Source organism: Acidaminococcus sp. (genome assembly GCF_050873445.1).
Lineage (GTDB): Bacteria > Bacillota > Negativicutes > Acidaminococcales > Acidaminococcaceae > Acidaminococcus.
This window is the reverse complement of the sequence record NZ_JBNMIU010000017.1, coordinates 1-26319: the sequence shown is the minus strand read 5'-3', so window position 1 is coordinate 26319 and position 26319 is coordinate 1. Positions and strand designations below refer to the sequence as shown.

31 protein-coding genes are annotated in these 26319 nt (G+C 47.9%); 30 read left to right on the top strand and 1 reads right to left on the bottom strand.

From position 1 onward, the window contains the following. Window positions 1–125: 125 nt before the first annotated feature. From ACR0QW_RS04560 to groL, 6 genes are all read left to right on the top strand, one after another. A complete protein-coding gene (locus ACR0QW_RS04560; protein ID WP_432642530.1) occupies window positions 126–1109 on the top strand; it encodes a 3D domain-containing protein in 984 nt (327 codons plus the stop codon). Window positions 1110–1124: 15 nt separating this feature from the next. Further along, window positions 1125–1670: a ribonuclease M5 gene (gene rnmV, locus ACR0QW_RS04555; RefSeq protein WP_432642529.1), complete on the top strand. Its 546-nt coding sequence runs from the start codon at window positions 1125–1127 to the stop codon at window positions 1668–1670. A gap of 10 nt (window positions 1671–1680) precedes the next feature. Beyond that, entirely contained in the window at window positions 1681–2541 is an 861-nt protein-coding gene (gene rsmA, locus ACR0QW_RS04550) for a 16S rRNA (adenine(1518)-N(6)/adenine(1519)-N(6))-dimethyltransferase RsmA (protein ID WP_432642528.1), read from the top strand. Next, entirely contained in the window at window positions 2538–2801 is a 264-nt protein-coding gene (locus ACR0QW_RS04545; RefSeq protein WP_432642527.1) for a cysteine-rich small domain-containing protein, read from the top strand. Before rsmA ends, ACR0QW_RS04545 begins: the two co-directional genes overlap by 4 nt. 128 nt (window positions 2802–2929) lie before the next feature. After that, window positions 2930–3220, top strand: a complete 291-nt coding sequence (gene groES, locus ACR0QW_RS04540) for a co-chaperone GroES (RefSeq protein WP_432642526.1) — start codon at window positions 2930–2932, stop codon at window positions 3218–3220. A gap of 64 nt (window positions 3221–3284) precedes the next feature. Next, complete coding sequence (gene groL / locus ACR0QW_RS04535) at window positions 3285–4916, top strand: chaperonin GroEL (protein WP_432642525.1); 1632 nt, start codon at window positions 3285–3287, stop codon at window positions 4914–4916. Between the two features lie 180 nt (window positions 4917–5096). Here the strand turns inward: groL and ACR0QW_RS04530 are convergent, their stop codons facing one another. Next, the gene (locus ACR0QW_RS04530; protein WP_432642524.1) at window positions 5097–6173 is read right to left on the bottom strand and encodes a tyrosine-type recombinase/integrase; all 1077 of its coding nucleotides are present in this window, start codon (window positions 6171–6173) and stop codon (window positions 5097–5099) included. A gap of 437 nt (window positions 6174–6610) precedes the next feature. Between ACR0QW_RS04530 and ACR0QW_RS04525 the strand changes: the two genes are divergently transcribed. From ACR0QW_RS04525 to ACR0QW_RS04410, 24 genes are all read left to right on the top strand, one after another. Further along, window positions 6611–7084, top strand: a complete 474-nt coding sequence (locus tag ACR0QW_RS04525; protein WP_432642523.1) for a hypothetical protein — start codon at window positions 6611–6613, stop codon at window positions 7082–7084. Window positions 7085–7426: 342 nt separating this feature from the next. Beyond that, complete coding sequence (locus tag ACR0QW_RS04520; protein ID WP_432642522.1) at window positions 7427–7930, top strand: hypothetical protein; 504 nt, start codon at window positions 7427–7429, stop codon at window positions 7928–7930. Next, entirely contained in the window at window positions 7899–9752 is a 1854-nt protein-coding gene (locus tag ACR0QW_RS04515) for a terminase gpA endonuclease subunit (RefSeq protein WP_432642521.1), read from the top strand. The genes ACR0QW_RS04520 and ACR0QW_RS04515 overlap by 32 nt, the downstream gene beginning before the upstream one ends. Further along, on the top strand, window positions 9752–9964 hold the full coding sequence (locus ACR0QW_RS04510; protein ID WP_432642520.1) for a hypothetical protein: 213 nt from the start codon (window positions 9752–9754) through the stop codon (window positions 9962–9964). Before ACR0QW_RS04515 ends, ACR0QW_RS04510 begins: the two co-directional genes overlap by 1 nt. Then, window positions 9939–11438, top strand: coding sequence for a phage portal protein (locus ACR0QW_RS04505; RefSeq protein ID WP_432642519.1), 1500 nt, complete (start codon window positions 9939–9941; stop codon window positions 11436–11438). Before ACR0QW_RS04510 ends, ACR0QW_RS04505 begins: the two co-directional genes overlap by 26 nt. Then, window positions 11398–13308: a prohead protease/major capsid protein fusion protein gene (locus tag ACR0QW_RS04500; RefSeq protein ID WP_432642518.1), complete on the top strand. Its 1911-nt coding sequence runs from the start codon at window positions 11398–11400 to the stop codon at window positions 13306–13308. The genes ACR0QW_RS04505 and ACR0QW_RS04500 overlap by 41 nt, the downstream gene beginning before the upstream one ends. A 20-nt stretch (window positions 13309–13328) precedes the next feature. Beyond that, entirely contained in the window at window positions 13329–13655 is a 327-nt protein-coding gene (locus ACR0QW_RS04495; RefSeq protein WP_432642517.1) for a DUF2190 family protein, read from the top strand. Between the two features lie 100 nt (window positions 13656–13755). Further along, on the top strand, window positions 13756–13986 hold the full coding sequence (locus ACR0QW_RS04490) for a hypothetical protein (protein WP_432642516.1): 231 nt from the start codon (window positions 13756–13758) through the stop codon (window positions 13984–13986). Beyond that, window positions 13983–14549: a phage tail protein gene (locus tag ACR0QW_RS04485; protein ID WP_432642515.1), complete on the top strand. Its 567-nt coding sequence runs from the start codon at window positions 13983–13985 to the stop codon at window positions 14547–14549. Before ACR0QW_RS04490 ends, ACR0QW_RS04485 begins: the two co-directional genes overlap by 4 nt. A gap of 12 nt (window positions 14550–14561) precedes the next feature. Continuing rightward, window positions 14562–15026 (top strand): hypothetical protein, encoded by a 465-nt coding sequence (locus tag ACR0QW_RS04480; protein ID WP_432642514.1) that lies wholly within the window; start codon window positions 14562–14564, stop codon window positions 15024–15026. Window positions 15027–15039: 13 nt separating this feature from the next. Continuing rightward, window positions 15040–15372, top strand: a complete 333-nt coding sequence (locus tag ACR0QW_RS04475) for a hypothetical protein (RefSeq protein ID WP_432642513.1) — start codon at window positions 15040–15042, stop codon at window positions 15370–15372. Next, entirely contained in the window at window positions 15369–16811 is a 1443-nt protein-coding gene (locus tag ACR0QW_RS04470) for a phage tail sheath family protein (RefSeq protein WP_432642512.1), read from the top strand. Before ACR0QW_RS04475 ends, ACR0QW_RS04470 begins: the two co-directional genes overlap by 4 nt. Window positions 16812–16830: 19 nt before the next feature. Continuing rightward, entirely contained in the window at window positions 16831–17349 is a 519-nt protein-coding gene (locus ACR0QW_RS04465; RefSeq protein ID WP_432642511.1) for a phage major tail tube protein, read from the top strand. 349 nt (window positions 17350–17698) lie between these two features. Continuing rightward, window positions 17699–17983 (top strand): phage tail assembly protein, encoded by a 285-nt coding sequence (locus tag ACR0QW_RS04460; RefSeq protein WP_432642510.1) that lies wholly within the window; start codon window positions 17699–17701, stop codon window positions 17981–17983. Between the two features lie 186 nt (window positions 17984–18169). Then, window positions 18170–20686 (top strand): phage tail tape measure protein, encoded by a 2517-nt coding sequence (locus ACR0QW_RS04455; RefSeq protein ID WP_432642509.1) that lies wholly within the window; start codon window positions 18170–18172, stop codon window positions 20684–20686. Further along, window positions 20679–20888 carry a tail protein X gene (locus tag ACR0QW_RS04450; RefSeq protein ID WP_432642508.1) on the top strand — a complete coding sequence of 70 codons (210 nt, stop codon included), beginning with the start codon at window positions 20679–20681 and terminating at the stop codon, window positions 20886–20888. Before ACR0QW_RS04455 ends, ACR0QW_RS04450 begins: the two co-directional genes overlap by 8 nt. Before the next feature lie 3 nt (window positions 20889–20891). Further along, window positions 20892–22034: a phage late control D family protein gene (locus tag ACR0QW_RS04445; RefSeq protein ID WP_432642507.1), complete on the top strand. Its 1143-nt coding sequence runs from the start codon at window positions 20892–20894 to the stop codon at window positions 22032–22034. Then, a complete protein-coding gene (locus ACR0QW_RS04440; RefSeq protein ID WP_432642506.1) occupies window positions 22024–22455 on the top strand; it encodes a phage baseplate assembly protein V in 432 nt (143 codons plus the stop codon). Before ACR0QW_RS04445 ends, ACR0QW_RS04440 begins: the two co-directional genes overlap by 11 nt. An 11-nt stretch (window positions 22456–22466) precedes the next feature. After that, window positions 22467–22757, top strand: a complete 291-nt coding sequence (locus tag ACR0QW_RS04435; protein WP_432642505.1) for a PAAR domain-containing protein — start codon at window positions 22467–22469, stop codon at window positions 22755–22757. A 1-nt stretch (window position 22758) separates the two neighbouring features. After that, window positions 22759–23304 (top strand): phage tail protein, encoded by a 546-nt coding sequence (locus tag ACR0QW_RS04430; protein WP_432642504.1) that lies wholly within the window; start codon window positions 22759–22761, stop codon window positions 23302–23304. Window positions 23305–23330: 26 nt separating this feature from the next. After that, window positions 23331–23627 carry a GPW/gp25 family protein gene (locus ACR0QW_RS04425; RefSeq protein WP_432642503.1) on the top strand — a complete coding sequence of 99 codons (297 nt, stop codon included), beginning with the start codon at window positions 23331–23333 and terminating at the stop codon, window positions 23625–23627. Continuing rightward, a complete protein-coding gene (locus ACR0QW_RS04420; protein ID WP_432642502.1) occupies window positions 23624–24763 on the top strand; it encodes a baseplate assembly protein in 1140 nt (379 codons plus the stop codon). The genes ACR0QW_RS04425 and ACR0QW_RS04420 overlap by 4 nt, the downstream gene beginning before the upstream one ends. Then, on the top strand, window positions 24756–25412 hold the full coding sequence (locus tag ACR0QW_RS04415; protein WP_432642501.1) for a phage tail protein I: 657 nt from the start codon (window positions 24756–24758) through the stop codon (window positions 25410–25412). The genes ACR0QW_RS04420 and ACR0QW_RS04415 overlap by 8 nt, the downstream gene beginning before the upstream one ends. 14 nt (window positions 25413–25426) lie before the next feature. After that, window positions 25427–26319 (top strand): hypothetical protein (locus tag ACR0QW_RS04410; RefSeq protein ID WP_432642500.1); only part of this gene is annotated, 893 nt, incomplete at its 3' end.

Genomic DNA, 26319 nt, shown 5'->3' with positions numbered 1-26319 from the left:
TATTATACAAAAACGTCACAAATTTTCACAAGATAAATGTATAGAATTAGTACCACATACTAATTTGATTTTGACAGAAAGCGCCTTCTTATGCTACAATGCAGGCATTTCAAGGAGGCGAAATTTTGCGAAAATCACAACCTTTTAAGCGTCCCTGTAAGTGGATTATTGTCTGCCTGATGCTGGCTGCAAGTGTCAACTTTGTGGGCTTTGCGGCTCAGCCGAAGGAAGTAAGCATTAAAGTGGACGGACAGACCATTACCCTGAAGACACGAGCCCTGACTGTTCAGGGGGCTCTGGAAGAAGCCGGTGTTGTACTCCAGAAGGCGGATGGCTACGAAGTAGCCGGCAGCGAGAAGTTCAGCGACGGTGCCACCATTGAAGTACTGCGGGCCATGCCTGTGAAAGTATGGAAAGGCGGAAGGACCACCGAATATACTATCGGGCGCAAAACTGTGCGAGACGTATTGAATGCAGTGGGAGTAGATTATAAAGGATACCAGGTCTACCCTGGGCTGGACACGGAAGTGACCCCCGATATGACCATCCGCATCCTCTCTCCCAAAGACAAACTGACCACGGAAACCCGTGAGATCCCTTACCAGGTGGAGATGCGTAACAACGACGATCTGCCCCGTGGCAGACAGAATGTAATCTCTGCCGGCCAGAATGGTGTGGAAAAGGTAATCTACCGGGAAGTCAAGGTGGGCAGCGAGACTGTAAGACAGGAACTCCATTCGGAGGTCGTCACGGAGCCTGTCTCTGAAATCGTGGAAGTAGGTACGGGGAATAACCTGAATATGATCGAAACTTCCCGTGGTTTCGTCCGTTACCGTTCTGCCCAGGCGTTTGAAGCTTCGGCTTACACCATGGCGGAAGGCAGCGGTACAGGACTTACCTCCACGGGTGTGGTACCCTATCACGGCGTTGTGGCCGTGGATCCGGATGTGATCCCTTACGGGACCCGGATGTACATCCCCGGTTACGGATTTGCTGTAGCGGCGGATTGCGGCGGTGCCATTAATGGCAATACCATCGACCTGTACATGGATGACTACGGTGATGCCATGGACTGGGGCCGACGGGATGTAACCGTTTACTTTTTGTAATCACAGGAGAAAATCGTGCTGAAAGAAGTGCTGGTCGTAGAAGGAAAGATGGATACCGTGGCGGTGAAGAAAGCCGTGGAGGCGGATACCATCGAAACCGGTGGCTTTACCCTGGCTCCCTATACGCTGGCTCTGATCGAAGCAGCCTACAAGAAACGCGGGATCATCATCATGACTGATCCTGACGGCGCCGGGGAGCGGATCCGTAATTTCCTTACGGAGCGGTTCCCCAAGGCCGGGCAGGCTTTCGTGCCCAAGGCTGAGGCTCTGGCCCACCACGATGTGGGGATTGAACAGGCCCAGCCGGAGGCCATCCGCAAAGCCCTGTCGAAGGTGCGTTTCCAGGAAATGGAGCCCCGAAAGGAATTTTCCTCTCGGGACTTATTTGTTTCCGGTCTGTCCGGTTCGCCGGAGGCTGCCGCGAAAAGGGATCGGCTGGGTGCCATTTTGGGCATCGGGTATGGAAATGTGAAACAGCTGGTCCACCGGCTGAACAATTACGGTGTGACCCGGGAAGAATTCCAGGCTGCCCTGGATCAAGTGAACAAGGAAGAGAAATAGGGGGAAGACCATGGACACTGTGCTGCATCCGGTGATCGCCAGCCGGGAAGTGACCCGGTATATCTTAGAGACCTTTGGGCTGAAAGCCAAGAAGAAGTTCGGACAGAACTTCCTCATCAACGAAAAAGTGGTACGGGGCATTGCCGAGCATGCCCAGATCGGACCCGATGACCTGGTGCTGGAAATCGGTCCGGGCATCGGTACGCTGACACAGGCCCTGGCGGAAACCGGCGCCCGGGTGAAGAGCGTGGAAATCGACCGCAGCCTGCTGCCGGTACTGGCCAAGACCCTGGAAGGCTACGACAATGTGGAAATCGTGCCCGGGGATGTGCTGAAAATCGATCTGGCAGAAGTGACGGAACACCAGCCATTTACAGTGGCCGCCAACTTGCCCTATTACATTACCACGCCCATCATTTTTGCCCTGCTGGAACAGGATCTGCCTCTGAAACGGCTGGTGGTCATGGTGCAGAAGGAAGTGGCGGAGCGGATGATCGCTTCGCCGGGAGGAAAGGATTACGGGCCTTTGTCTCTGGCTCTCCAGTATTACTCCCAGCCCAAGCTGGCCATTCCGGTACCGGCTCACGATTTCATGCCCGCCCCCAGGGTGGATTCCATGGTGGTGGTCTGTGAAAAACGGGAACAGCCGCCGGTGAGTGCCAGCTCCAAAGCCTTTTTCCAGGTGGTGCGGGCGGCTTTTTCCCAGCGCCGGAAGATGCTGAGCAACTGTCTGAAGAGCCTGGGCCTTTCGGCAGATCAGGTGAAGGAACTGATGGTGAAAGCGGGCATCGATCCCAAGCGGAGAGGAGAAAGCCTTTCCATGGAAGAATTCGGCCAGCTGGCCAGCGCCTGGGAAGCTTTCCAGAAATGAGCTTCCATTATAAATGCTTTTCCCACCGGGAATGTGAATACTTTCCCTGTCACAAGGGTGCGGATCCGGACCATTTCAACTGTCTGTTCTGCTACTGTCCCCTGTATTTACTGGGAACGGAATGTGGAGGGAAGTTCAAACTCCTGGCAAATGGGGTGAAGGACTGCAGTGATTGTCTGTTCCCTCACCGGCCCGGGAATTATGAGAAAGTAGTAGAAAAGCTTCAGCAGAAAATTTTCAAGCCTTTTGATAAAAAATAGTCAAAGGGCTTGATTTTTTTTTGAAACATGCTATTATAGATACTGTAGTTAGCACTCCATTGAAATGAGTGCTAATAACACCAGAAAATACCAAAATTGCTCATAGAAACTGAAAGGGGATCTGTAAGATGTTAAAACCTTTGGATGACCATGTTGTAGTTGAACCGATTGTGCAGGAAGAAAAAACCAGCAGCGGGATCTACCTGCCGGATACGGCACATAAAGACAAGCCCCAGACTGGTAAAGTCGTTGCCGTCGGGACGGGCCGTCTGCTGGAAAACGGTACCCGGGTTCCTTCCGAAGTCAAAGCTGGGGATGTTGTAGTATTCGCCAAATACTCCGGCAGTGATGTGACCCTGGATGGGAAAGACTACATCATCCTGAGAGACAGCGATATCCTGGCTGTTGTGGAAGAGTAAGAAATCCCGTATCTGGTAGAAGATACCACACCTTACATTATCTGGAATTAAGGAGTCGATTGAAATGGCTAAACTGATTAAATTTGATGAAGATGCCCGTCGCGGTCTGGAACGCGGCGTCAACAAACTGGCTGATGCTGTAAAAGTAACCTTGGGGCCCAAAGGCCGTAATGTTGTCCTGGAAAAGAAATTTGGTTCTCCGACCATCACCAATGATGGCGTGACCATTGCCAAGGACATCGAACTGGAAGATCCGTTTGAAAACATGGGCGCTGCTCTGGTCCGTGAAGTTGCCACGAAGACCAACGACATCGCCGGCGATGGTACGACCACTGCTACCGTACTGGCACAGTCCATTGTCCATGAAGGGATGAAGAACGTAGTTGCCGGTGCCAACCCCATGGTCCTGAAGAAGGGCATCAAGAGAGCTACCGATGCTCTGGTTGGTGAACTGAAGAAGAGTGCCAAGGCTGTAAGCACCAAAGAAGAGAAAGCACAGGTTGCTTCCATTTCTGCCGGTGACGAAGAAATCGGCGGTCTGATTGCTGACGCTATGGAAAAGGTCGGCAACGACGGCGTCATCACTGTGGAAGAATCCAAGACCATGGATACTTCTCTGGAAACCGTAAAAGGCATGCAGTTCGATCGCGGCTACATTTCCCCGTACATGGTAACGGATCCGGATAAGATGGAAGCTGTGATGAGCAATCCGTACGTATTCATCACTGACCGGAAGATTACCCTGATCAACGATATTATGCCGGTACTGGAAAAAGTTGTACAACAAGGCCGTGAACTGCTGATTATCGCTGAAGATGTAGAAGGCGAAGCTCTGGCAACCCTGGTCGTGAACCGTCTGCGTGGCACCTTCAAGGCTGTGGCTGTGAAGGCTCCTGGCTTCGGTGATCGCCGCAAGGCTATGCTGCAGGATATCGCAACCCTGACCGGTGCTACCGTGATCAGTGAAGAAGTTGGCCGGAAACTGGACAGCGCTACCCTGGATGATCTGGGTACCTGTGGTCAGGTCCGGGTTACCAAGGATATGACCACCATCGTAGATGGCGGCGGCGACAAACAGGCTGTGGCTGATCGTATTGCTTCCATCCGTGCTCAGATTCCTGTTACCACTTCTCAATTCGACAAAGAAAAACTGCAGGAACGTCTGGCCAAACTGTCCGGCGGCGTAGCTGTCATCAAGGTTGGTGCTGCTACTGAAACCGAACTGAAAGATAAGAAACTGCGTATCGAAGATGCACTGAATGCTACCCGTGCTGCTGTGGCTGAAGGCATTGTGGCCGGCGGCGGTACTGCCCTGCTGCAAGTACAGCCGGTTCTGGATGAACTGGAAGCTGAAGCAGATGGCGATGAAAAGACCGGTATCGATATCGTAAGACGCGCTATCGAAGCTCCTGTTCGTCAAATCGCCAGCAATGCAGGCCTGGAAGGCGCTGTCATTGTAGAAGGTGTGAAGAAGGCTGCCAAGGGCACCGGCTTCAATGCTGCTACGGAAGAATATGTAGATATGATTAAAGCCGGTATCGTGGATCCCTGCAAAGTGACTCGTTCTGCCTTGCAGAATGCCGCTTCCATCGCTTCCATGATCCTGACCACCGAAGCTGTAGTTGCCGACAAACCGGCTGAAAAACCGGCTCCCAGCGCTCCTGCCATGGGCGGCGGAATGCCGGGCATGATGTAATTTAAAATCCGGAAACCCGCATAGAGCCTAGCTTTATGCGGGTTTTCATTGCCTTAAAATGGCCAAAAGTGCACAAAAAGTGCACAAGAAAAATTCTCTTGACTGGCCTGTCGAATAACCAAAATACACAAAAATTGCACAATAAAAAATCCTCTCGTAGAAATACGGGAGGATTTTTTATTATTTGGCAAGAAGATCATCAAATCGCTGAGCCGTTTCCTGTGCCAGGGATTTTGTAATATGCAGGTAGATTTGCCTGGTGGTTGCATCGTCACTGTGCCCCAGGCGTTTCATAATATTCACCAGATCAACGCCGGCCTCTGCCAGGAGGCTGGCGTGGGTGTGGCGGAACAGATGTGGATGGATCCGGATGGGTATTGGTGGGTTTACGAGCTTTTGTAGCCGGTCTATACGTATCTGGACCAGCCGCTGGGTGAGCGGGTACCCAGGGTGTGCCGGAGCAGTGAACACGAATCCCTGCCGGCTGCCTTTGGGGTAGTGCCATTCGTTGCCATAGTCCAGCCGGTATTTAGAGGCTTCCAGTTTATAGCCGGCCAGAACTTGCTTCAGATGGGGAGGCATGGACACCACTCGGACGGACGTCACTGTCTTGGGTGGTAGCAGTTCATAGCTGCTGGCATTGTTCGTTGGGTTATACAGGGTCTTGGAAATCTTGATGACGTTCCCCGCAAAGTCCACATCCTCCCAGGTAAGGGCCAGGACTTCACCGATACGCAGGCCGGTGTAGGACAAGAGGACGAACAGAGGATAATCGGGGTACAGGCCCTGTTCCCTGGCCGCTTGAAGGAACTCCTTCAGCTGGGGCTTTTCCAGGTGTGGAGGCACGTTTTTATCAGGATCCACGATCGTGCGCTTAGGGCGGGGAACCATTGCAAATTCCGTCGGATCCGTATATATGAGTTCATATTCCCTGGCCTTTTTAAAGATCATCCTGGCCGCAGCATGTACCCCGCTGATGGTAGACGGTTTATATGTGGCTGCCATGGCCAGCAGAGCATCCTGGTAGGCCTTTTTCTTGATGGATTGCAGAGGCAGCTTGCCAAAGTACCGGTTCAGAATGCCCACCTGGTGCCGCCTTATCCGTACGCTGCTCACCTTGGCTACCTGCTCATAAGCAGCAAGCCAGTCGGCTGCGAATGTACTGAAGGTGATTCGCTCCGGATCCACGTATTCGTTCCGGCGCAGGGCCCGCAGGGCTTCTTCTGCGGCCGTCTCCTTCGCCCTGGTGGGTGGCACTGGATGCGAGACGAATTTGGGCAGTTGGTGCGAAAGTGCAACGATGAATACGACTGCATCAGAAAATGCAGCCGACTGGCCTATCGGGCTCTGGAACGAGCAAGGAGGAAGTAACCATGGGAGTGACAGGAAATTTTACCGGGGAGCTGATGATAAGAGAACGAGAATGCCCTATCTGCCAGCATCGGTTCGTGATTTATCTCTGGCAGGACTGGGTGTTTAAATTCAAGCCGCGGGGCAAAGAGTACAGTACTATCGAAGTATGCTCCTGGCATTGCTTACAGGAGTTAAAGAAACGGTACCAGAATCAGCCCAAGCGGAAAAGAAAGGAGAACCACCGATGAATCAAGATTTGTACTCACTGATGGCTGCAGTGATTGGAATGATATCAGGCCTGGCATTCACTGCCTTCTGTGCTTGGATGATCGGAGGCTGACATGGACGCAGGAGAATTCTTGCAAAGGATTTACGATTTGGAATCCGACATAGTCTGCAAGGAGGACGAGATTCGTAAGATCCACGAGGATATGATCCATCTAAAAAGTGTGGATATAGGGCAGGACCGGGTGGATGGTGGCCAGCCCCTGGACATTGCGGACAAAGTGGCCAATCTCATGGAAGTAGAAGCCTGGCTGAATACAGAGTGGGACGAATTAATCAAATGGCGCGAGAAAGCCAGAAGCCTTATCACACAGTTGGATCCGGGGGTGTCAAAGAGTGTGTTACTGCTGCGGGTAGTGAATCACCGGAACTGGAAGAAGATCGCTGCCATTGTGCATAAATCTGAGGATTATTGCCGGCACCTTTACCCCTTAGCAGTAAGGGATTTTGATTACCTACTGGCTACCCGATTTCCGGATTTTTTAGATTCCGTGGAATTCAAAGAATATAAACCAAATAACACAAAATAACCAGAAATAACACAACATAACCAAACTAGGGTGTGTTATTATGTAAGCTGTAAGCAGTGACGGTGGGAAGCCCTGCCATTGCTTTTTACGCATATACTACATTCAGCATGAACCTCTTTGAGACAAGAGCCGCCCCGGTCAGAGGCGGCTCTTGTCATGTCTGCACGCTGAGAGTGACACTTCTCACTGGGGATTGCTGATTGTCTGACTTGAAAAAGTGGAGAGCATGGGTCCTTCTGGAAGGGGGCGCCGAGTGCGGGTGCATGCGACGCCCGGAATTTCTCTCAAAAATTTTTGCAAATTTGGGTTCCGCAAAGCAGGTGAAAGGAGGCACGAAATGGGATGCCCAGAATCAAAGATCCGGTCGAAATCAAAGAAGACCAGGTGATTGTAAAGGCCAAAGTCTGTGCCATGGTATTTGGCGTGACTGTCCGGACAATCAATGATTGGGCTAGAAAGGGCTGCCCCAAAGTAGCGAAAGATACTTATAACCTGCGAGATGTTATTGAATGGCGGTATGCTGCAGAAAACAAGCCGGAAAGCCTGGAAGCGCAGAAACTGAAAGCCGATGTCCGGTACCGGGAAAGCCGGGCGGATATGGAAGAGATGAAGCGCAAGGTTATGATCGGAGAATATGTTGCAGTGGAAGATATCAAGGCAGAACTGTCAGATGTTTTTAGTCAGGTACAACAGACAATGCTGAATATCAAGGCAAAAGTGCTGCAGCAGCTCTATACTACATATCCGGACTGCGCTTTTGATGTAGCAAATCTGGTATCTGACGAAGTGGAAAGGGGGTTGAAGACGCTTGCCAGTGGAAAGAAGTCTGTCGGAAGAAAACGTTAAAGAAACACTTCATGCGGCGATTTTGGAATCGTTACAAGTGTTTGAGCCTCCTGAAAAACTTACTGTGTCCCAATGGGCGGATAAATACCGTATGCTCAGCAAAGAGGAAACCAGCCGCCCTGGCATGTGGGATACATCCTCTGTACCATATATGAAATTCATCATGGATACCTTTTCTGATGAAACCATTCGGGAAATCGTGCTTCTCAAGAGCACGCAGATTGGCGGGTCGGAATGTATGATCAACATGGTGGGATACACGATTGACCAGAAGCCAAGCCGTATCTACTACGTATTGCCGGATGATGACTTATGTATTAAGTTCTCTGATAACCGATTAAAGCGGATGTTCCGCAGCAATAAAGAAGTATTTGCCGGTAAGGTGAATATGAAGAGCGATGCCAAATTCCTGAAGTTCAAAGGCGGATTTGTCGCTGTTGCTTCTGCCCGGTCCCCGTCCGAACTGGCGTCCTGGTCGGTTCCTATCGTATTATTGGACGAAATTGACAAATACCCAGTCTGGTCCGGAAATGAGGCCAGTCCTATCAAACTGGCGGAGGAACGAACCAAAAACTGGCCCGTCGCTAAAGTCGTCAAAATATCTACGCCCACATTGAAAACAGGAGCCATATACAAGGCATATGAAGGCACAGACGTGAAATATCAGTATGAGATGCCATGCCCACATTGCGGAAAACTACTTATCTTCAAATTTAGCCAGGTAAAATGGCCGAAAAACGAATATGGGGAAGCGGATACCACGGTAGTGCAATATCAGGCATATTATGAATGTGAGCATTGTCATGGTCGTATTGATGACAGACAGAAGCTTCAAATGCTCAAGCAGGGGCACTGGGTACCTGTTAATAAGGTACAAGGGCGGCCGCGTTCGGTTGGTTTTCAAATCAACTCCATCTATTCTCCATGGCTCACGTTTGGTACGGTGGCAGCTGAATTTCTCACTTCAAAAAATGATCCGGAGATGTTGATGAACTTTGTCAATTCATGGCTGGGTGAGCCGTGGGAAGACAAAGCCGCTACTATGGACAGCGATGCCGTGCAAGATAGGCAAACAGATATTCCGGAAGGAATGGTGCCGCACTGGACACAGCTCATTACTGGCGGCATAGATGTTCAGAAAAACGGTTTCTATTGGACCATTCGGGCATGGGGCTACCGGTTGACCAGCCAGAATATTGCTCATGGCTGGGCTGAATCCTTTGAAGAAATTGAAGCCATTATGAATAAGATGTGGCCGGATGAGGATGGAGAGCTGCGCTGGCAGGTTAATCTCTGCGCAATGGATTCCGGCTATGATACAGAAGATGTGTATGACTTTTGCCTGCTGAATGCAGAATGGTGCGTGCCGGTAAAAGGGATTACAACCCAGATGGTTGGGAGATTTCGCCGCTCCTCTATCGATGCCGTAGGAAAACAGTATCATGGCCAGGCCCTTTATATCGTTAATGGCGATTCGTATAAAGACATGATTGCCAGTCGTCTGCGCAGACCACTGGGCAAAGGATGCTGGATGGTGTATGACGGGTCAGATATTGATTATGCTGAGCAGATTACATCAGAACACAAGATTGCCACAGTAAAGGGCGGCCGAAGAATGGAATCGTGGGTGCCCAAAACAGCCCATGCGCAGAACCATTATCTGGATGCGGAAGTCTATGCGGCCTGTGCAGCCGATCTGCTGCAGGTTCGGTATCTGGATGAAAAGAAAGAAGCCTCTGCTGTGCAGCCGGGAGTAAGCGGGCGACCGCAGGACGTTGATAACCAAGAATTTATTCATGTAGAGGAAGGATGGCTGAAATAATGCTGGTAGACGATCTGAAAGCCGAACTGGCACAACTTAATAAAGCCATAGTAAAGATTGAAGCCGGGGCACAGTCGTACACAATCGGTAACCGCAGCCTGACAAGAGGAAACTTGTCGGCTTTGTATAAAGAGCGACGAACACTCCGGCAGGAAATTGCCTCGTTAGAAACAGGAGGTGGCTGCTATGTCGGAAGTTTCACCAGGGATTAATTGGCTTGACCGGCTGATTGGTTTTTTTAACCCGGAGAAGGCTTATAAGCGTATTGCTTTCAGGCAGGCGTACAGCTCCGGGGAAACTCATAGAAGGCAGGATGGCTGGATGCCCCTTGAGGGGAATACAGAACGCCTCAATGCAATGTCTCGTGACATGGTACGCAGAAAAGCACGAGATTTAGAGCGGAACAGTGATATCATGAATTCGCTGTTGGCCTCATTTGAACGCAATATTGTTGGATCCGGATTTGTTCCGCAAGCAGATACCGGGGATGAAAAATTGAACAACCAGATTGAGCATATTTTTCGTGAATGGAGTAAGCCAAAGAACTGTGATATTTCCGGGACGCAGAGCTTTAATGAAATGTGTAATATGATTGTCCGCCGTCTAAAAATTGATGGCGGTATTTTATTGCTCAAAACCTATGGCGGAAATGAAAAGTTTCCATTCCAGCTCCAGGCACGGGAAGTCAGCGATTTGGATGGCGATAGTGTAGTTTCCTATCGGCATAATGGAAAATCGGTAGTGGGCGGCATTGAAGTGAATGACTATGGAAAACCGCTGGCTTATTGGATTAAGGAGGAAACACCGGACGGTTGGAGCACTCTTGATACCAAACGTATTCCGGCGGATAAGGTGATCGCCTTGTGGGAAAAGAAAAGTCCAAGCCAGATCCGTGAAATGTCTCCTATGTCCCAGGCAATTACCCGTATTGCGGACGCAGAGGATTACCTGGATACTATCAGCTTAAAAGAGAAGATTCTGGCCTGCTTTGGGGTTTTCATCAAAAGAGCTTTGCCTGGAGGAAACCAACTGGGAAGAGGGCAGAAGATTGATGCCAGGACGGGATTGCCACGTAAAACCGTGACACCGGGTATGATTCAAGAATTGCAGCCAGGAGACGAAGCACAGGCCGTCATTCCTACGGGACAGGCATCCAATGCCAAAGATATGTTGGCTATTATGATTCGGCTGATTGGCTCCGGCATGGGGCTTTCCTATGAAGCAATCAGCCGTGACATGAGCCAAGTAACCTATTCTTCGGCTCGCCAGGGGTCATTGGAGGATAAACGGACATACGAACGCATTCAGCGTTTTCTGATAGATCATTTTTTGGATACAGTGTATGAAGAAGTGGTGATTTCAGCGGTCACGGCAAAGACTTTGGTCATTCCTGACTTTTGGAGTCACAAGGAACGGTATCTTGAACATAGCTGGAATACATCTGGCTGGGACTGGGTCGATCCGGTAAAGGAAGCCACAGCAAACAAGATTGCACTGGAAACGAATCAGGGAACGATGGCAACCATCTGCGCACGGTCTGGCATGGACTGGAAGGAAGTGCTGGAACAGCGGGCGATAGAAGAGGCTTATAAGAAAAAGCTGGAAGCGGCGTATGGTATCTCATTACAGGAAGGAAGTGTTACCAATGGAACCGCAAAAACAGAAAAAAGCAGTACTGCAAAATAGCCAGATTGGCATGTTTCAGCGCGACGGAGAAATTCGGGCGGCCGAAAACAAAGACAACGAACGGACAATGACCGTATCCTTTGCCAGTGAAGAGCCGTATGAACGCTGGTTTGGACCGGAAGTGCTGCAGGTAGATGAAACAGCCCTGGATGTGTCTCGATTTAATAACGGACTTGGCTGTGTGCTGTATAACCATAACCGGGATGCCGTTATCGGGAAAATCGACCGGGTATGGATGGAAAACGGCCGGGCCTATGCAGATATTACCTTTGATGAAGATGAAGAATCGGAGAAGGTGTATCAGAAGGTGAAAACCGGGACACTGAAGGGCGTCTCTGTGGGGTATGTCGTAAACGAGTATACAGAAGTAAAGGAAAATGTATCATTGGCTACTCCGAACGGGATCATCAAAGGGCCTTGTTATGTGGCTACTAAGTGGGAAGCAATGGAAATCTCTATTGTATCCGTACCTGCAGATGCCACGGTAGGAGTGGGACGTGCTCAGGAAGAGGCGTTTCACCATATTGTAAAAGTAGTAAAACCGAAGGAGGAAGAAAAGAACATGAGTGAAGAACAGAAAAAAACTGCCAATCCGGTAAATCCGGTTCCGCCGGCAGAGAAGGGGGAAGCATTGCGTGCAGCGATTCAGGAAGAACGAGAAAGATGTGAAAACATTACCGTTTTGTGCCGTCATTTTAATGTGGATCCCAAAGAATTCATTGAAAAAGGGACCAGCCTGGCTGAGGTGCAGGCCCAGGTACTGGTCAAAGCTGCAAGGGATACCGTCCCGGCGGCTAATCTGGAAGTTAAAGAAGATGAGGCTGACAAATACCGCGCAGCCGCAACCGATGCGCTGCTGATGCGTGCTGGTGTGCATGTAGATAAGCCAGCTGCAGGGGCGGATGAACTGCGTTCTATGCGCCTGCGCTCTCTGATGTGTGATGTGCTGGAACGTGAAGGCGTGGCCCATGTACAGCGTATGGATGATGATGAACTAGTCCGTGCGGCTCTGAGCGGGACTGGGGCACTTCCTGGCATTCTGTCCAACGTGGCCAATAAGACCATGGCGAAGGCATATGCAGAAGCTCCGACTACCTTCCAGTATTTCACCTCTACGGGGTCCAATGTGGACTTCAAAGAAGCCAGCCAGTATAGACTGTCTGAAGCCGGCGAACTGGTGGAAGTTAAAGAAAATGGCGAGTTTGAACATGATGAACTGACTGAAGGCAGTGCAAAGAAGAAAGTATTGACCTTTGGGCGGTCCTTTACCTTTACCCGCCAGATGATCATCAATGATGACCTGGGAGCACTGACCCGTATCCCGGCTCTCTATGCCGCCGCTGCTAAACGTGGCATCAACCGCCTGGTATATCAGCAGCTGACGGCTTCCGGAAATTATTCCAGTAAGAATGGCAACCTGGCATCTGCAGGGGGCGCATTATCTCTGGGGACTATCAATGCCGGACGGGTTGCGATGCGTAAGCAGAAGAATCTTCGCGGAGAAGCTATGCTGAACATTGTACCGAAGTTCCTGATTGTGCCGGCAGAACTGGAGTTTACAGCCCGCCAGATGCTGACTTCTACCTCTGACCCGAACAGCAACAACAGCGGCGTCATCAACCCGCTCATGAACTCCATGCAGATCATTTCTGATGCCGAACTGGATGCTATCGACAGTGCAGCGTGGTACATGACGGCTGATCCTATGCTGATGGACACCATTGAAGTAACGTACTTGAATGGTCAGCAGATGCCTACGATTGAAAGCCAGATTGCTTTTGATACGTTGGGTATTCGTTATCGTATTTACATGGATTACGGCGTAACCGTACTGGATATCAAAGGCCTGTACAAGAACGCCGGGAAATAAAGGGAAGGAGGATATAAAACATGGCTAAAGCAGCATTTGCCCGCAAAGGGGATGTAATTGATTATAAAGCCACCAGCAACGTAGCGTATCTGGATATTGTCCCATTTACTGGCTGCATCGGTGTGGCTGAAATGGATATCGCAGAGGGGGACTATGGTTCCGTTTCCATCGCAGGAGCATATGAAATGCCAAAGGCCACCGGAGCTATCAAAGCCGGTGCCGTTGTGTATTATGACACTACCAATAATAATATCGTCGCTTTGTCCAGCGAGAAAACAGTGGAAGCCGGCATTGCCCTGGAAGATGCCGCCAGTGATGCCGCAACCGTAGTGGTCCGCATTGGCTGATTTCAAGTCCATCATCAAAGGTGATATTTCTGATGTTTTTCTTAATGCAGAGGAGTTTGCTGAAACGCATAATCTGAATGGCACAGAATGTATTGCCGTTGTGCAGGAGGTAGTCATCAATGATGATCTGACCACAGAAACCGCAGCCGCAGCCAAATATACCGACGCTATGTACGGCAGCGGGTGCGTCATCAATGTCAAAAAAGAAGACCTGCCCTATGTCCCCCAGACCGGAGACACCTTCCGGGTAGATGGGAAGTATGGGCAGGTGGTTCTCTGCAAAGACGACGAAGGCGTATTGACTATTACGTGGGCGGTGAATGAAACATGATTGATATTGATGTGCGATGTGAAGGCGCTGCTTTGCTTATCCAAGCACTGACGGATGCCCCGGAAAAAGCAAAACGGGCAGTCAGCATGAGCGTCAATAAAGTTGCCCGTTCTACCCGTACTCAGATGGCAAGAGAAGCGTCTAAGAGATATTTTGTTACCGTTGGCAATGCCAGAAAGACTATCCAAGTCGCCAAATTGGCGAGTATAGATAATCTGAAAGCAGAAATTACCAGCAGAGGGTATCCCATTTCGTTGGCACACTTCAAAGTTTCACCGAAAAAGGTCCAGCATAAAGGTCGTAAGAATAAAAAAATTCGAGCTCGCGTTAAGCGTAATGGTGGCGGTGCAACGCTGGATCGGGCGTTTATTATGGCTATTGGCAGCGGCGTAGGTGTTTTTGAAAGAGATGGAAAGGCCAGAAAACCAATCCACAAGTTGTTCGGGCCGTCTGTTCCATCTATGCTGAAGAATGAAGAAATCCAGCAGGAATTGGAGAAAACAACGACGGAAAAGCTCAATAAAGAGCTGAATCGGCAATTGGCCCGGATTGTGGGAAAATAAGGAGGAAATGCCATGACAGCTGTTATGCTGGCCAAAGCATTAAAAACATTGCTGGATGAGAAACTGGCCGCGTATACATATACAGATTCTTCCGGGAAAACGAGGAGTATCACCACGTATACCTATTACCTGGACGATAAGCAGCCAGGGAGTGAAGAAGTAGCTCCATATATTGTGGTTCGCCCGATTTCCGGTGAGGATGGTGTGGAAGATAGCACGGTAAAATGCGTGATTGTAGCTTGCGTCCGTGATGAAGCTGTGGAAGCTGGTTATTTAGGCGCTGTCAATCTGATTGAACGCATCCGGCAAATCCTTTTAACTACGGGTACCGTTGGTAAAAAGGATTTGCTCAAGAAGCCGTTGAAATGGAGCATTGATAATGAGCCAAACCGACCGTATTACAGTGGATATATTGAAGTGGATTACTATGTAGGGCATCTGGATAATTTCCAGCAAATGCCCTTTTTGTATGAATAAGGGAGGGTAACATATGGCTGATACAAAAGCCGCAGAAGGCACTGCGAAGACAACAGATACGGAAATCGCAGCTGCAGCGGAAACGAAGAAAGAAAATGCAGTAGTGACTGTATCCTATATTGGGCCGAATATTCCTAGGCTGGGTCTTACCAAGTACCAGGTATACAGCGGCGGTATCCCGGCTTTCTCTGATGTTGTAACAGAGGAGCAAAAAGCCAAACTTACAAGGCTGTTTATTCCGATTTCCCAGCTGAGCACGGCAATGGAAGCTATTGAGAAAAAGGGGACTTCTTACAACAAATTTTACACAGACGGCGTAACCGTCAGAAAGGAGCTTAATCAATGAGCTATTATCATGGCATCAAAACCTCTGAACAGGCTACGGCTATTAAGCCGGCAGTCAATACAGAGGGATGTTTGCCGGTCATTGTCGGCGTAGCACCGATTCATCTGGCAACGAATCCGGCAGAACCGAATACGCCGGTACTCTGCTACACGTACGCAGAAGCTGTGGCAGCGTTCGGCTATAAACCGGATTTTGGGGATTATGGGATCGCAGAAGCCATCTATACGTTCTTCTCTTTGTACGGAGTATCCCCGGTTATCTTTGTCAACGTGCTGGATAAATCGAAACATAAAACGGCTGTTTCTGCTTCTCCGCTTGCTGTTACGGATCATGCTGTAACCATCAAAGCAGATGCGTTGAAAGATACTCTGGTCGTTAAATCTTCCGACGTAACGCTGGCAGCAGATACGGATTACACTGCGTCCTTTGATGATGATGGGAACCTAGTGATTGCGCTAGTATCCAGCAGCAGCCACTACAGCGATGAAACGCTGACCGTATCTTATGATAAGGTAGATCCCAGCAAAGTAAAAAATGAGGACATTATCGGGGGTATTGATGCTGCAACAGGTAAGGAAAAAGGGCTGGAAGTTATCAATACTATTTTTACGAAGCTTGGTGTTGTGCCTGGCATGATCGGGGCACCTGGTTATAGCGATAACGCAGAAGTGGCCGCAGTCATGGCGTCCAAAGCTGCCAGCATTTCCGGGTTGTTTAAGGCGGTCGCCATTATTGACGGCAGTACCACGGTCGCAAAGAAATATACGGACGTGTATGCCTGGAAAAACAAAGCAAACGTTACCAGCAAGTATCAGGTAGTCTGCTGGCCGATGGCGACTATGGGGGCAAAAAAACTGCATCTGTCTACGATTCTTATGGCTACGCAGGCCCTTTTGACTTATGAAAATGATGATATTCCGTACAAATCTCCTTCCAACAAGACCGCACAGATTGATGGGCTTTGCTTGTCCGATGGAACTGCAGTTGAGCTGGGCCTGTCTTCTGCCAACTATCTGAACGGTAATGGTATTGTGACGGCTATCAACCTGTTTGGCGGATGGAAGCTTTGGGGCAATAATACGGCCTGCTATCCGACGAATACGGATCCGAAAGACAGATTCTTCTGCGTGCGGGCCATGTTTAATTGGGATCAGCAGACGTTTATCCGGACATACTGGACGGATGTAGACCAGCCGATGATGAAACGATACATCCAGTCGATTATTGATTCGGAAAACATCCGTATGAATGGGCTGGTATCTTCTGGTGTGATTTTGGCGGGCTCTTGTGAATATCGAGAAGAAGATAATCCCACAACAGATATTGTTGACGGCATTGCTAAGATTCATAAAACCTTTATTCCGCCGGTGCCCACGCGTGAAATTGATGGAGTCTATGAATTCGATTCGGAACAGTATGCATCTTTGATGATGGCATAATGAAAGGAGGTACGGACATATGGCAGAATTACCCAGCCTGCTTGTAAATTTCCGCGTATATAACGACAGCAATGATGTGATTGGCGTAGTTGATGTAGAACTTCCCAAGCTGGAGGCTATGACGGAAACACTGAAAGGTGCTGGCGTGGCCGGCGAAATTAATATGCCGGTCATTGGCCATTACGCTAGCATGGAAACCAAACTCAATTTCAGGACTGTAGATAAAGATGCAATTATTATCAGTGCAACTAAGGGACAGAAACTGGACATTCGTGGTGCACAGGAAGTGTTTGACAAGTCTGCGAATGAAATCAAGGTGGTACCTGTAAAGCTTATTGTGAAAGGTATGCCCAAATCCACGGAGCTTGGCAAGTTTGAAATGGGAGCTGGTACCGACAGTTCTCTGACATTGGAAACTATGTATTTGAAGCTGACGATTGATGGAGAGACAAAGGCTGAAATTGACAAAATGAACTATATTGCAACTATTAACGGTACAGATTATCTTGATGATGTTCGTAAGGCATTAGGCCTGTAACTTGGTAGCCATAGCAATAAAAAAGATCCCCTTCTTTGTCGGAAGGGGATTCATCATTTTGAGCATTTTCTTTTTAGCTTGCAAGAGACTTACCTTCGTAGTTCGCGCCAGCCGTTGATGTTTAGAATGATAAAAAAAATTGTGGTAAAGAGGAGTGCTGCTTGTAGGAAGTATTCCGAAGGAAAAATCACAAGACAAACGAGTGCGATGCCAATTCCGGATATGCACGTCCAAAAAAGCGTGATGGGAAGTGCCATCAACAAACCAAGCAGGGCAGCAATTCTTGAATTAGATTCCATGACGATCACCTCTTTGCTTTTATTATAGCAAAAGAAAAGGAGAAAAGAAAATGAAGAAGATTAAATTAACCAAGCCAATCCAGATTGGCGGGAAAGAAGTAAATCAGATTGAATTAGATTTTGGAAAAGTAACCGGCCGTGACTTAAGCCAGGCGGAATCGACAGTAAGAGCTTCCGGGGAAATGACGCCCATGCTGACGTTTAGTGGAAAGTATCAGGCGGCAGTAGCAGCTAAGATGCTGGGGATTAAATATGATGATGTGTTAGATATGCCCGGGTCGGATTATGTCAAAATTACAACCACTGTTCTCAATTTTTTAACCGAACAGGGCTAAACCCAGCCCCGTTAATTCATCCTGGCGAGATAAGGCAGCTTATTATTATCATGGCTAGGTATACCAAAAGCTCTATAGATTCATACTTGGATATGCCAATTATCAGTGAGCTTGTTCTATGGGTTGAATCTATGAATGCCGTGATTGATAGAGAACGGAAGAAGGTGCAGAAGAGTGGCAGATAGTATGATGATTAAAGTCGCTATTGGGGCAAGCTTAGCAGGAACCTTTGTCAGCGCGTTTACTGCAGCCAAAAATCAAATTAAAGGGCTATCTAATAGCAGCAATGCTCTTGCGCAGAAGCAAGCTGCACTTACACAAAAAATGGCAGATGTAAAAGTGACACAGGCTGCTGTGAGCCAGGCTTATAAGCAGGGAACCATTTCGGCAAAGTCATACAACAATGCCATTAAAGAACTGGGCCAATCCATGTCGGGTTTGAAAGAACAGCAGGTAGCTGTAAGGCAGCAGAGATATGATGCTCATGGCGCAAAAGCGAGTGCAACAATGGGCAATGCGGCAAAGGCTGCGGCCGTTGGATTTACCTTGATGCAGCCAATACGAGAAGCCGTACAATTTGAATCAGTTATGTCGGATGTTCGTAAAGTCGTTGACTTTGATACACCGGACCAGTTTAAGGAAATGGGTAATGACATCCTGGAGTTATCCAAACGCTTGCCCATGTCGGCTGACGGTATTGCTAAAATTGTTGCTGCAGGCGGCCAATCCGGGATCGCAAGAGAAGATTTATTATCTTTTGCAGAATCTGCAGCTAAGATGGGGGTTGCCTTTGATATTTCAGCAGATCAGGCAGGGGATATGATGGCCAAATGGCGTACCGCCTTCAAAATGAATCAAGACGACGTCGTCGAACTGGCAGATAAAATCAATTACCTGGGCAATACGACGGCTGCATCGGCTCCGCTCATCTCAGATGTTGTAACACGGATTGGGCCATTGGGAGAAGTCGGCGGCGTGGCTTCTGGTGAAATCGCAGCATTAGGCGCGTCGATGATAGGATCCGGGGTACAAAGTGAAGTAGCTGCCACCGGTATTAAAAACCTGATCCTTGGAATGACAGCAGGGGAAGGAGCAACGAAGTCTCAGGCGGAAGCTTTTGCCACATTGGGCCTCGATGCTGCGGATATGGCCGGCAAAATGCAAACCGATGCCAAGGGAGCTATTATAGAGGTCTTGAAGGCTTTGAAGAGCTTAGATAAAGAGAAACAGGCAGCGGTTTTATCTGATCTATTCGGAAAGGAATCTATTGGCGCTATTGCTCCGTTGTTATCGAACCTCGAAGGGCTGCAGGCCAACTTTAATAAGGTTTCAGATAAATCACGGTATGCTGGATCCATGCAAAAGGAATTCGAAGCACAAACAGGGACAACGGCAAACCAGTTAATACTTCTGAAAAATGCCGCAACAGCGACAGCAATTTCTATTGGGAGTGCACTGCTTCCTTCTATAACCCCGTTGCTCCAACGTGTATCTCAGATTGCTTTAGGATTCTCTACTTGGGCATCTAAAAATAAAGATTTAATCAGTTCTATTTTGGGAATTGCATTAGGTATGGCTGCCGGTGCTACAGGGGTGAATGGAGCAATCGCTGGATACCATAAAGCATATCAGGCCTTTATGTGGGTTAAAGATGCTATTGGTTTTGTTCAGGAAGGCATTGGCAAAGCCCTTCCTGTTATTCGTAAGTTTGGCTCCTTTTTAGGGACTGGGTTGATAAAAAGTGTGAAATCAGCAGTTACCGGGTTTAAATTATTGACCTCAGGTATTCGAGCTGCGACAGCCTTTTTAATGGCCAATCCGATTCTGCTAGTAATCATGGCTATTGCTGTAGCTGCCTATTTGATTATCAGCAATTGGGATACGTTGAAAATATATCTTATGAATTTCTGGAATGGAATTCAGGCTTATTGGGCATCTTTTGTTGCCTGGGTTATGGATAAATGGAATGCCGTTACTAGCTTTGTCGCATCTGTTTGGGGTATGGTATCGGAGGCGGTTGGTAATGCTGTCTCTATAATCATGTCACTTATGGGAAATGCGGCATCTTGGTGTACGTCCTTGTGGAATCAGGTATCTGAATTTCTGTCTTCCGTCTGGGATTCGGCAGTTAATGCTGTATCGGGATTTGTCAGCAGTATTTACGATCTGATTGGGTCAGCTGTGGATTGGTGCATCAACAAGTGGAATTCGTTGAAAGAAATCTTTTCTGCTCCGATTCAGGCGGTAGTGAATTTTGTGAAGGGTGGAGATAGTAATGCTGCTAGCGAAGCAGGAAATCGTATCCCGGAAAATGCGTCTGGAGGCATTTATGCACGCGGAGCATTCTTGACATCTTTTGCAGAACAGAGCCCGGAAGCAGCTATACCTATCAATGGAACAGCACGGGCGACCAGGTTGTGGACCCAAACTGGGCAAATGATGGGACTTTTGCCTAAATCTGTTGGAGACAATGCACGGGAAGGAACAAGCGCACTTTTATCCGGCACTGGACGGTTAATTACTGGAATGGCAGCAGATAAAAATAAATCTGGTGGAGTAGAGATCAACTACAATCCTCAGATTACCATTACAGGAAATGCGGATTCTAACGTCATTCAGAGAGCTTTGGATGATGAACGGGAACGGCTTGAAAGCATGATTCAAAATATTTTGCATAATAGACGGAGACTGAGCTATGAGTAAACGTGTGTATAAGACGATACAGGGCGATACCAGGGACGGTATTGCTGTAAAAGTCTATGGGGATGAAAAGTATATGAATGCACTGCTGGAAGCGAATCAGATGTATAGGGAGACCATTATTTTCCCCGCCAATGTCAGCCTTTCTCTCCCTGATATACAGGCGCAAACTACGACGATTCTGCCCCCATGGAAGAAGGTATAAAGGATGTCTGTAATAGATTCGTTGCTGGGAAATGCTGCTATGCAGCAGCCAGGCTACGTACGCAGGGCGTACCCTAAGGTTACTTACAACAAAGTAGATATTTCTGAGGCACTCAAGCCGTATCTAAAAAGTGTGGAATATACGGATGCGCTGACCGGGCAGGCGGATGATCTGCAGCTTACACTGGAAGACCGTAACGGATTGTGGCTGGAAGCGTGGTTCCCAGACAAAGGAGCTACGCTCACTGCTTCTATTCTGACCCAATACTGGACAGCTCCCATGGATGCAGAAAAAGAGCTGCCACTAGGGCTGTTCGAAATTGATGAAATCGAGTGCAGCGCGATGCCGTCCGAAGCCAAAATAAAAGCGGTATCCGTTCCCAATAATACGACGTTGCGCGGAGAGGAACATACCCGGGCGTGGGAAGGCTATACAGTGCAGAAAATTGCACAGGATATTGCTGCCAATGCGGGAATGCAGCTGAACTTTTCGGCTAAAGATAATCCTACATTAGAACGCGTGGAACAGGCAGAACAGTCGGATCTGGCATTCCTAGATAAGCTGTGCCAGGACAACGGGTTGTCTTTGAAAGTGACAGATAATCAGATTGTTATTTTTGATATGGCGGATATGGAAGCGGCTGAGCCCTCTTTGATTTTTATTCGGCCAACGGTGAAAGACTTGTCAGCTTCTGCCAGTACGGTGGTGGATAGTTCTACTGACACAAGCAGTAAAGGTACACTGAAACAGCTGAAACCGGCTTCCTGGCGGTTTACTTCGTCTGTGCGGGACGTGTATAAGGCCTGCACCGTAGAGCATTCGCAAGGAAAAAAGAAAGCAAAAATAAGCGCGACTTTCACGGACCCGAATAAAACAGAAGGAAAAACACTGCTTGTGAAAAAGGACGTAAAAAGTGTAGAAGAAGCGGAACGCATGGCTCGGAAAGAACTTCGGGAAAAGAATAAGGATGAAGTGACAGGAAGTCTCACCTGTATGGGAGATACGGACCTGTCTGCCGGACTTACGGTAACTGTAAAAGGGTTTGGCAAGTTTGATGGCAAATATATCATTTCTCAGGTAAAACATTCGCTTGGAAGCGGGTATACGTGTTCTGTAGACCTCAGGAGGTGCTTGAATGGCTACTGATAATCGTCAATTATTTTCAGCGTTGCGCCGGATTATTCGGATTGGCAATGTCTCCAGCGTGAATCCTGAGACAATGACTTGCCGTGTTGTTTTCCGGGATATGGATAATACCGTCAGCGATGAACTGCCTTTGTTGAACACCGGGAGCTTGTATTGCAAGGAATACTGGCTGCCAGCAGTGAACGAGCAGGTCGTTTGTTTGATGCTCCCGAATTCCGGCGGTACAGGAAATAGTGAAGGTATTGTACTGGGAAGTTTCTTCAATGAGGTAGATACCCCGGTTAAAACAGGAGCTGGAATCAGGCGGATTGATTTTGGCGACGGGTCCTATGTTGAACATGATAGTAATACTGGCAATCTGACGATCCAGGCTGCTGGTACTATCACCATAAAAGGCACTACTGTGAAGATTAATGAGTAGGAGATGATCCAATGCCAGCAGCAACACGATTAGGAGATAATAATACGGGGCATGATTCCTGTTCCCCTGTTGCACTTTCCTCTGCCAGCGGGAACGTATTTATCAATGGAAAAGAGGCTGGACGGTTGAATGATACGTATGCCAGCCATTCCTGCTCAGAACACAGCCCGCATGTCGGCCATATTTCAGGCGGGAGTGCCACTGTTTTTATTAACGGGAGGCCGGCTGCGCGGATTGGCGATAGCGTAAGCTGTGGCGGCAGCGTAGCAGCAGGCAGCCCGGATGTATTTATAGGAGGGTAGTATGGCAACCGTAGGAAGCCTTGGAGGCATTACTTTTAATGTGTCCAGCCGGCGGGTATTAACGTTTGATAACTACTCCCGACAGGGAAACATCAAATTGGCAGAGCATGAAATCATTGCTGAAAAATCTCATATGGAATTCACCGGGCTGGAACCAGAGGAAATCACCTTTGACATCCAGCTTTTTGCACAACTCAATGTAACACCCGAAGAAAAGCTAGAAACTCTGAGAAACATACGAGATACAGGGCAAGTTGTGAGCTTTATCTTGGGAAGCAGCCCTGTCAGTCAGAACAAATGGATGATTAGTGGCTTATCTGAAAAACCGTCTTATTGGAAGCAACGGGGGAAAATGCATGTTGTCACAGTATCAGTCACATTGAAAGAATACCGGGTAGATGCAAATGCTGCAACTGAAACCAATGCTAGTACGCCATGGGGCAATATCGCATCCCAGATAGCTGAAGTGAAAGAGAAGGCTAGTGCATACAAGCAGGAAGCACTGGATGTATTGGATCAGGTAGACGATACGGTAGGTGATATCTAGTGATTATTTCAGGAAACAAAAAGTCTGTGATTGATTGGGAGCCGGATTCCCAGACAGCAGAGATTGCTCAAAATATTAGAACATTGCTTTCTACTCATGTATTCAGTGTTCCATTGGATCGTAGATTTGGCATTTCGTGGGATGCAGTAGATGAGCCGCTGGACGGGTCAGCAGAAGGGGCTTTGCGGGAAGAGCTTTTTAATGCGATTCAGAGATATGAACCAAGAGTAGTAATCCGCTCGATTGATTTTGAGTATGACACGGATGAACAACGATTGACGCCGATTGTTGATGTTTCAATAAAAGGAAGTGGTGATTTATGAATGTAAATACTTTGCCTGAAGTGGAGTTTGTCAATGCTGATAAAGAAAAAGTCGTGACATATCTGATGGACGTGTATACGGCTGTAACTGGACGAAAACTGGCAAAAGCGGATCCGATTAGACTTTTTATTCTGGTCATTGCTTCCGTAGTTATTATGCTGCTGAATAAAATCAACTATACGGGGAAGCAGAATCTGTTGAAATATGCTGAAGGAGAAAATCTGGACAACCTGGTAGCACTGCTTGGGGTGACAAGGATTCCAGGAACAGCAGCCACCTTGACAGAAAAGTTTTCATTGTCTAAAGCCGTATCTTTCAACGTTGCTGTTCCACAAGGGACCCGTGTAAGTAACGGTTCACAAATTTGCTTTGCAACAGATGAAACACTGGTCATCAAAGCTGGGGACACTTCCGGGACGGTCAAATGCACTTGTCAGAAAATCGGTATAGCTGGTAATGGGATACCAGCGGGTACTGTTACGACGATGATAGATATAGCACCGTATATTGCATCTGCCGTAAATACTACAGCGTCAGAAGGCGGAGCGGACGAAGAAGACGATGGAACACTGCGCACACGTGCAGAGGAAGCACCGGAATCATTCAGTACGGCTGGCCCGACAGGGGCTTATGAATATTTTGCTAAAGCAGCATCATCTTTGATTAACCAGGCAAAAGCTGTTTCCCCAGAGCCGGGGAGTGTAGATGTATATATTGTAGAAGCCGGAGGAAGTCTGCCAGGAGAAGAACTGCAAAACACGGTCCTTGCTTATTTATCTGATGAGACTAGAAGACCGCTGACAGACAAGGTCGCTGTTAAGGTGCCGGAAACAACAAGCTACGACATTAACATGACTTATTACCTGGGAAAAGGCATTGATACAGAAACAACTCGCAGTAATGTAGAAAATGCAGTGGCAGACTATGTTGCTTGGCAGGATTCTAAAATGGGCCGGGATATTAACCCAGATAAACTGATTCAATTATGTTTAACTGCCGGGGCCAAACGGGTAGAAATTACAGCTCCAGCCTTTACCAAAATTAAAGATGGAAACCGTGACGATACGTTTGTAATTGGCATTGCAAAAAATAGTGGCAACAATACAGTGAACTATGGAGGGATAGAAGATGAATGATCTGAATACTTTAGATTTGGCATCATTGCTCCCTTCCTCAATTGCTGATGATGAAGAAGTGCAGGCTCTGGCAAAGGTGGTTACGCAAAAGCTGCTGGATATCAATGATGGTATCAATGCGCTGCTTTTGTGGAAAAATCTATCCAGGTATGACGATGCTACCCTTCTGCATTTAGCCTGGGAGTTGCATACGGATCTGTATGAGGAAGATCTTTCCAAGGAGACCAGAGAACAGCTAATACGCTCCAGTATCTTGTGGCATATGAAGAAAGGAACTTTGTACAGCGTTAAGCTAGCGCTACATACGGTATTCAAAACTGGGGAAGTAGAAGAATGGCCAGCTTATGGGGCGGCCCCGTATCATTTTAGAATACAGGGCTTAACGGAACCGGCACAGGATGAAAATAAAACACTCCAGCTGGTTCAATTGGTTCAGCAATCTAAGAATCTGCGCAGCTGGCTGGACTCCATCGAATTTGAACGTCAATTAAATGGAGGTTATTTTATTGGCGCTGGGATTATGGATGATGAAGAGATTGTTACATCAAGTAATTTGAAAGATGAATTTGTATTTAGTCAAAGCCTTGGCATTGGGGCATCTATAATGGACGATAGCGAGGTCAGCGTTAACGGTTCTATTGTGTTATAAGAAGGAGAATATAAATGGCTAATTGGCAAGGATTTACACTTACGGAAAAGGGATTGGCATTACAAGCAAAAATTGATGCAGGATTAGCAACCTTGATTTTTACGAAAATCAGCGTTGGTAGCGGTAGTAGTAGTAGTAGTCCGACCGATTTGGTCAAACGAGAAAAAGATTTAACCATTGCGTCTTGCTCGGTAGATGGTACTACGGTCAAGTTGGTATCTACTTTAACGAATACAGGGGTAAAGCAAGCCTTTAAGGAACGGGAACTTGGGCTGTTTGCTACTGATCCGGATGATGGAGAAATCATGTTTGCGTATATGATGGATCCTGATCCGGACACCATGCCGGCAGAGGGAAGCACAACGGTTGTTTCTAAACGAATGACGCTTAATTTAACTTTTAGTAATACGGGGAACGTTTCAGCTGTTTTGGATAGCAGTCAGTTGGTTACTTTTGCGGATGTAAAAAATGTGACTAATGATACGGAACTTGAAGACAGCTCTGATAATAAGATTGCTTCGACTTCTTGGGTGCGTGGATTATTGAATTCTTGGAAGAAATTCCAGGCATCGCAGATTTCTGATTTCGCGGAAGGAATCATCAAGAAGCTGGCACTTACCACGGCCATCAGCGCGATTACAGCGCTTGAAACGAATTCGTGGTTCGGCCAGCTGCTCAAGATGGTACTGACGGCCTCCGGAGTGAAGTACAATATCGCACAGAATGGGTATGTGTGCCTGGGTAGTTTTTTCGGAGGTCTAATTATACAGTGGGGATATGCAATAACTAACGTCAACGGTAATTGCACAATTACTCTCCCTATTTACGCAAAGGCCTTAAACGGTGTAGTCAGTGATGGCGGGACCCATCCTGTATATTACGCTTTTCATATACCCAGCCTTACCGT

Bases quoted from the DNA above. Each gene is read 5' to 3' on its own strand.
- ACR0QW_RS04525 (WP_432642523.1), top strand. From the start codon at position 6,611: ATGGACGCAGGAGAATTCTTGCAAAGGATTTACGATTTGGAATCCGAC.
- ACR0QW_RS04505 (WP_432642519.1), top strand. From the start codon at position 9,939: ATGTCGGAAGTTTCACCAGGGATTAATTGGCTTGACCGGCTGATTGGT.
- ACR0QW_RS04470 (WP_432642512.1), top strand. From the start codon at position 15,369: ATGAGCTATTATCATGGCATCAAAACCTCTGAACAGGCTACGGCTATT.
- ACR0QW_RS04445 (WP_432642507.1), top strand. From the start codon at position 20,892: ATGTCTGTAATAGATTCGTTGCTGGGAAATGCTGCTATGCAGCAGCCA.
- ACR0QW_RS04455 (WP_432642509.1), top strand. From the start codon at position 18,170: ATGATGATTAAAGTCGCTATTGGGGCAAGCTTAGCAGGAACCTTTGTC.
- groL (WP_432642525.1), top strand. From the start codon at position 3,285: ATGGCTAAACTGATTAAATTTGATGAAGATGCCCGTCGCGGTCTGGAA.
- ACR0QW_RS04460 (WP_432642510.1), top strand. From the start codon at position 17,699: ATGAAGAAGATTAAATTAACCAAGCCAATCCAGATTGGCGGGAAAGAA.
- ACR0QW_RS04545 (WP_432642527.1), top strand. From the start codon at position 2,538: ATGAGCTTCCATTATAAATGCTTTTCCCACCGGGAATGTGAATACTTT.
- ACR0QW_RS04465 (WP_432642511.1), top strand. From the start codon at position 16,831: ATGGCAGAATTACCCAGCCTGCTTGTAAATTTCCGCGTATATAACGAC.
- ACR0QW_RS04485 (WP_432642515.1), top strand. From the start codon at position 13,983: ATGATTGATATTGATGTGCGATGTGAAGGCGCTGCTTTGCTTATCCAA.
- ACR0QW_RS04500 (WP_432642518.1), top strand. From the start codon at position 11,398: ATGGAACCGCAAAAACAGAAAAAAGCAGTACTGCAAAATAGCCAGATT.
- ACR0QW_RS04440 (WP_432642506.1), top strand. From the start codon at position 22,024: ATGGCTACTGATAATCGTCAATTATTTTCAGCGTTGCGCCGGATTATT.
- ACR0QW_RS04435 (WP_432642505.1), top strand. From the start codon at position 22,467: ATGCCAGCAGCAACACGATTAGGAGATAATAATACGGGGCATGATTCC.
- ACR0QW_RS04495 (WP_432642517.1), top strand. From the start codon at position 13,329: ATGGCTAAAGCAGCATTTGCCCGCAAAGGGGATGTAATTGATTATAAA.
- ACR0QW_RS04430 (WP_432642504.1), top strand. From the start codon at position 22,759: ATGGCAACCGTAGGAAGCCTTGGAGGCATTACTTTTAATGTGTCCAGC.
- ACR0QW_RS04480 (WP_432642514.1), top strand. From the start codon at position 14,562: ATGACAGCTGTTATGCTGGCCAAAGCATTAAAAACATTGCTGGATGAG.
- ACR0QW_RS04520 (WP_432642522.1), top strand. From the start codon at position 7,427: ATGCCCAGAATCAAAGATCCGGTCGAAATCAAAGAAGACCAGGTGATT.
- ACR0QW_RS04450 (WP_432642508.1), top strand. From the start codon at position 20,679: ATGAGTAAACGTGTGTATAAGACGATACAGGGCGATACCAGGGACGGT.
- ACR0QW_RS04475 (WP_432642513.1), top strand. From the start codon at position 15,040: ATGGCTGATACAAAAGCCGCAGAAGGCACTGCGAAGACAACAGATACG.
- ACR0QW_RS04420 (WP_432642502.1), top strand. From the start codon at position 23,624: ATGAATGTAAATACTTTGCCTGAAGTGGAGTTTGTCAATGCTGATAAA.
- rsmA (WP_432642528.1), top strand. From the start codon at position 1,681: ATGGACACTGTGCTGCATCCGGTGATCGCCAGCCGGGAAGTGACCCGG.
- groES (WP_432642526.1), top strand. From the start codon at position 2,930: ATGTTAAAACCTTTGGATGACCATGTTGTAGTTGAACCGATTGTGCAG.
- ACR0QW_RS04510 (WP_432642520.1), top strand. From the start codon at position 9,752: ATGCTGGTAGACGATCTGAAAGCCGAACTGGCACAACTTAATAAAGCC.
- ACR0QW_RS04415 (WP_432642501.1), top strand. From the start codon at position 24,756: ATGAATGATCTGAATACTTTAGATTTGGCATCATTGCTCCCTTCCTCA.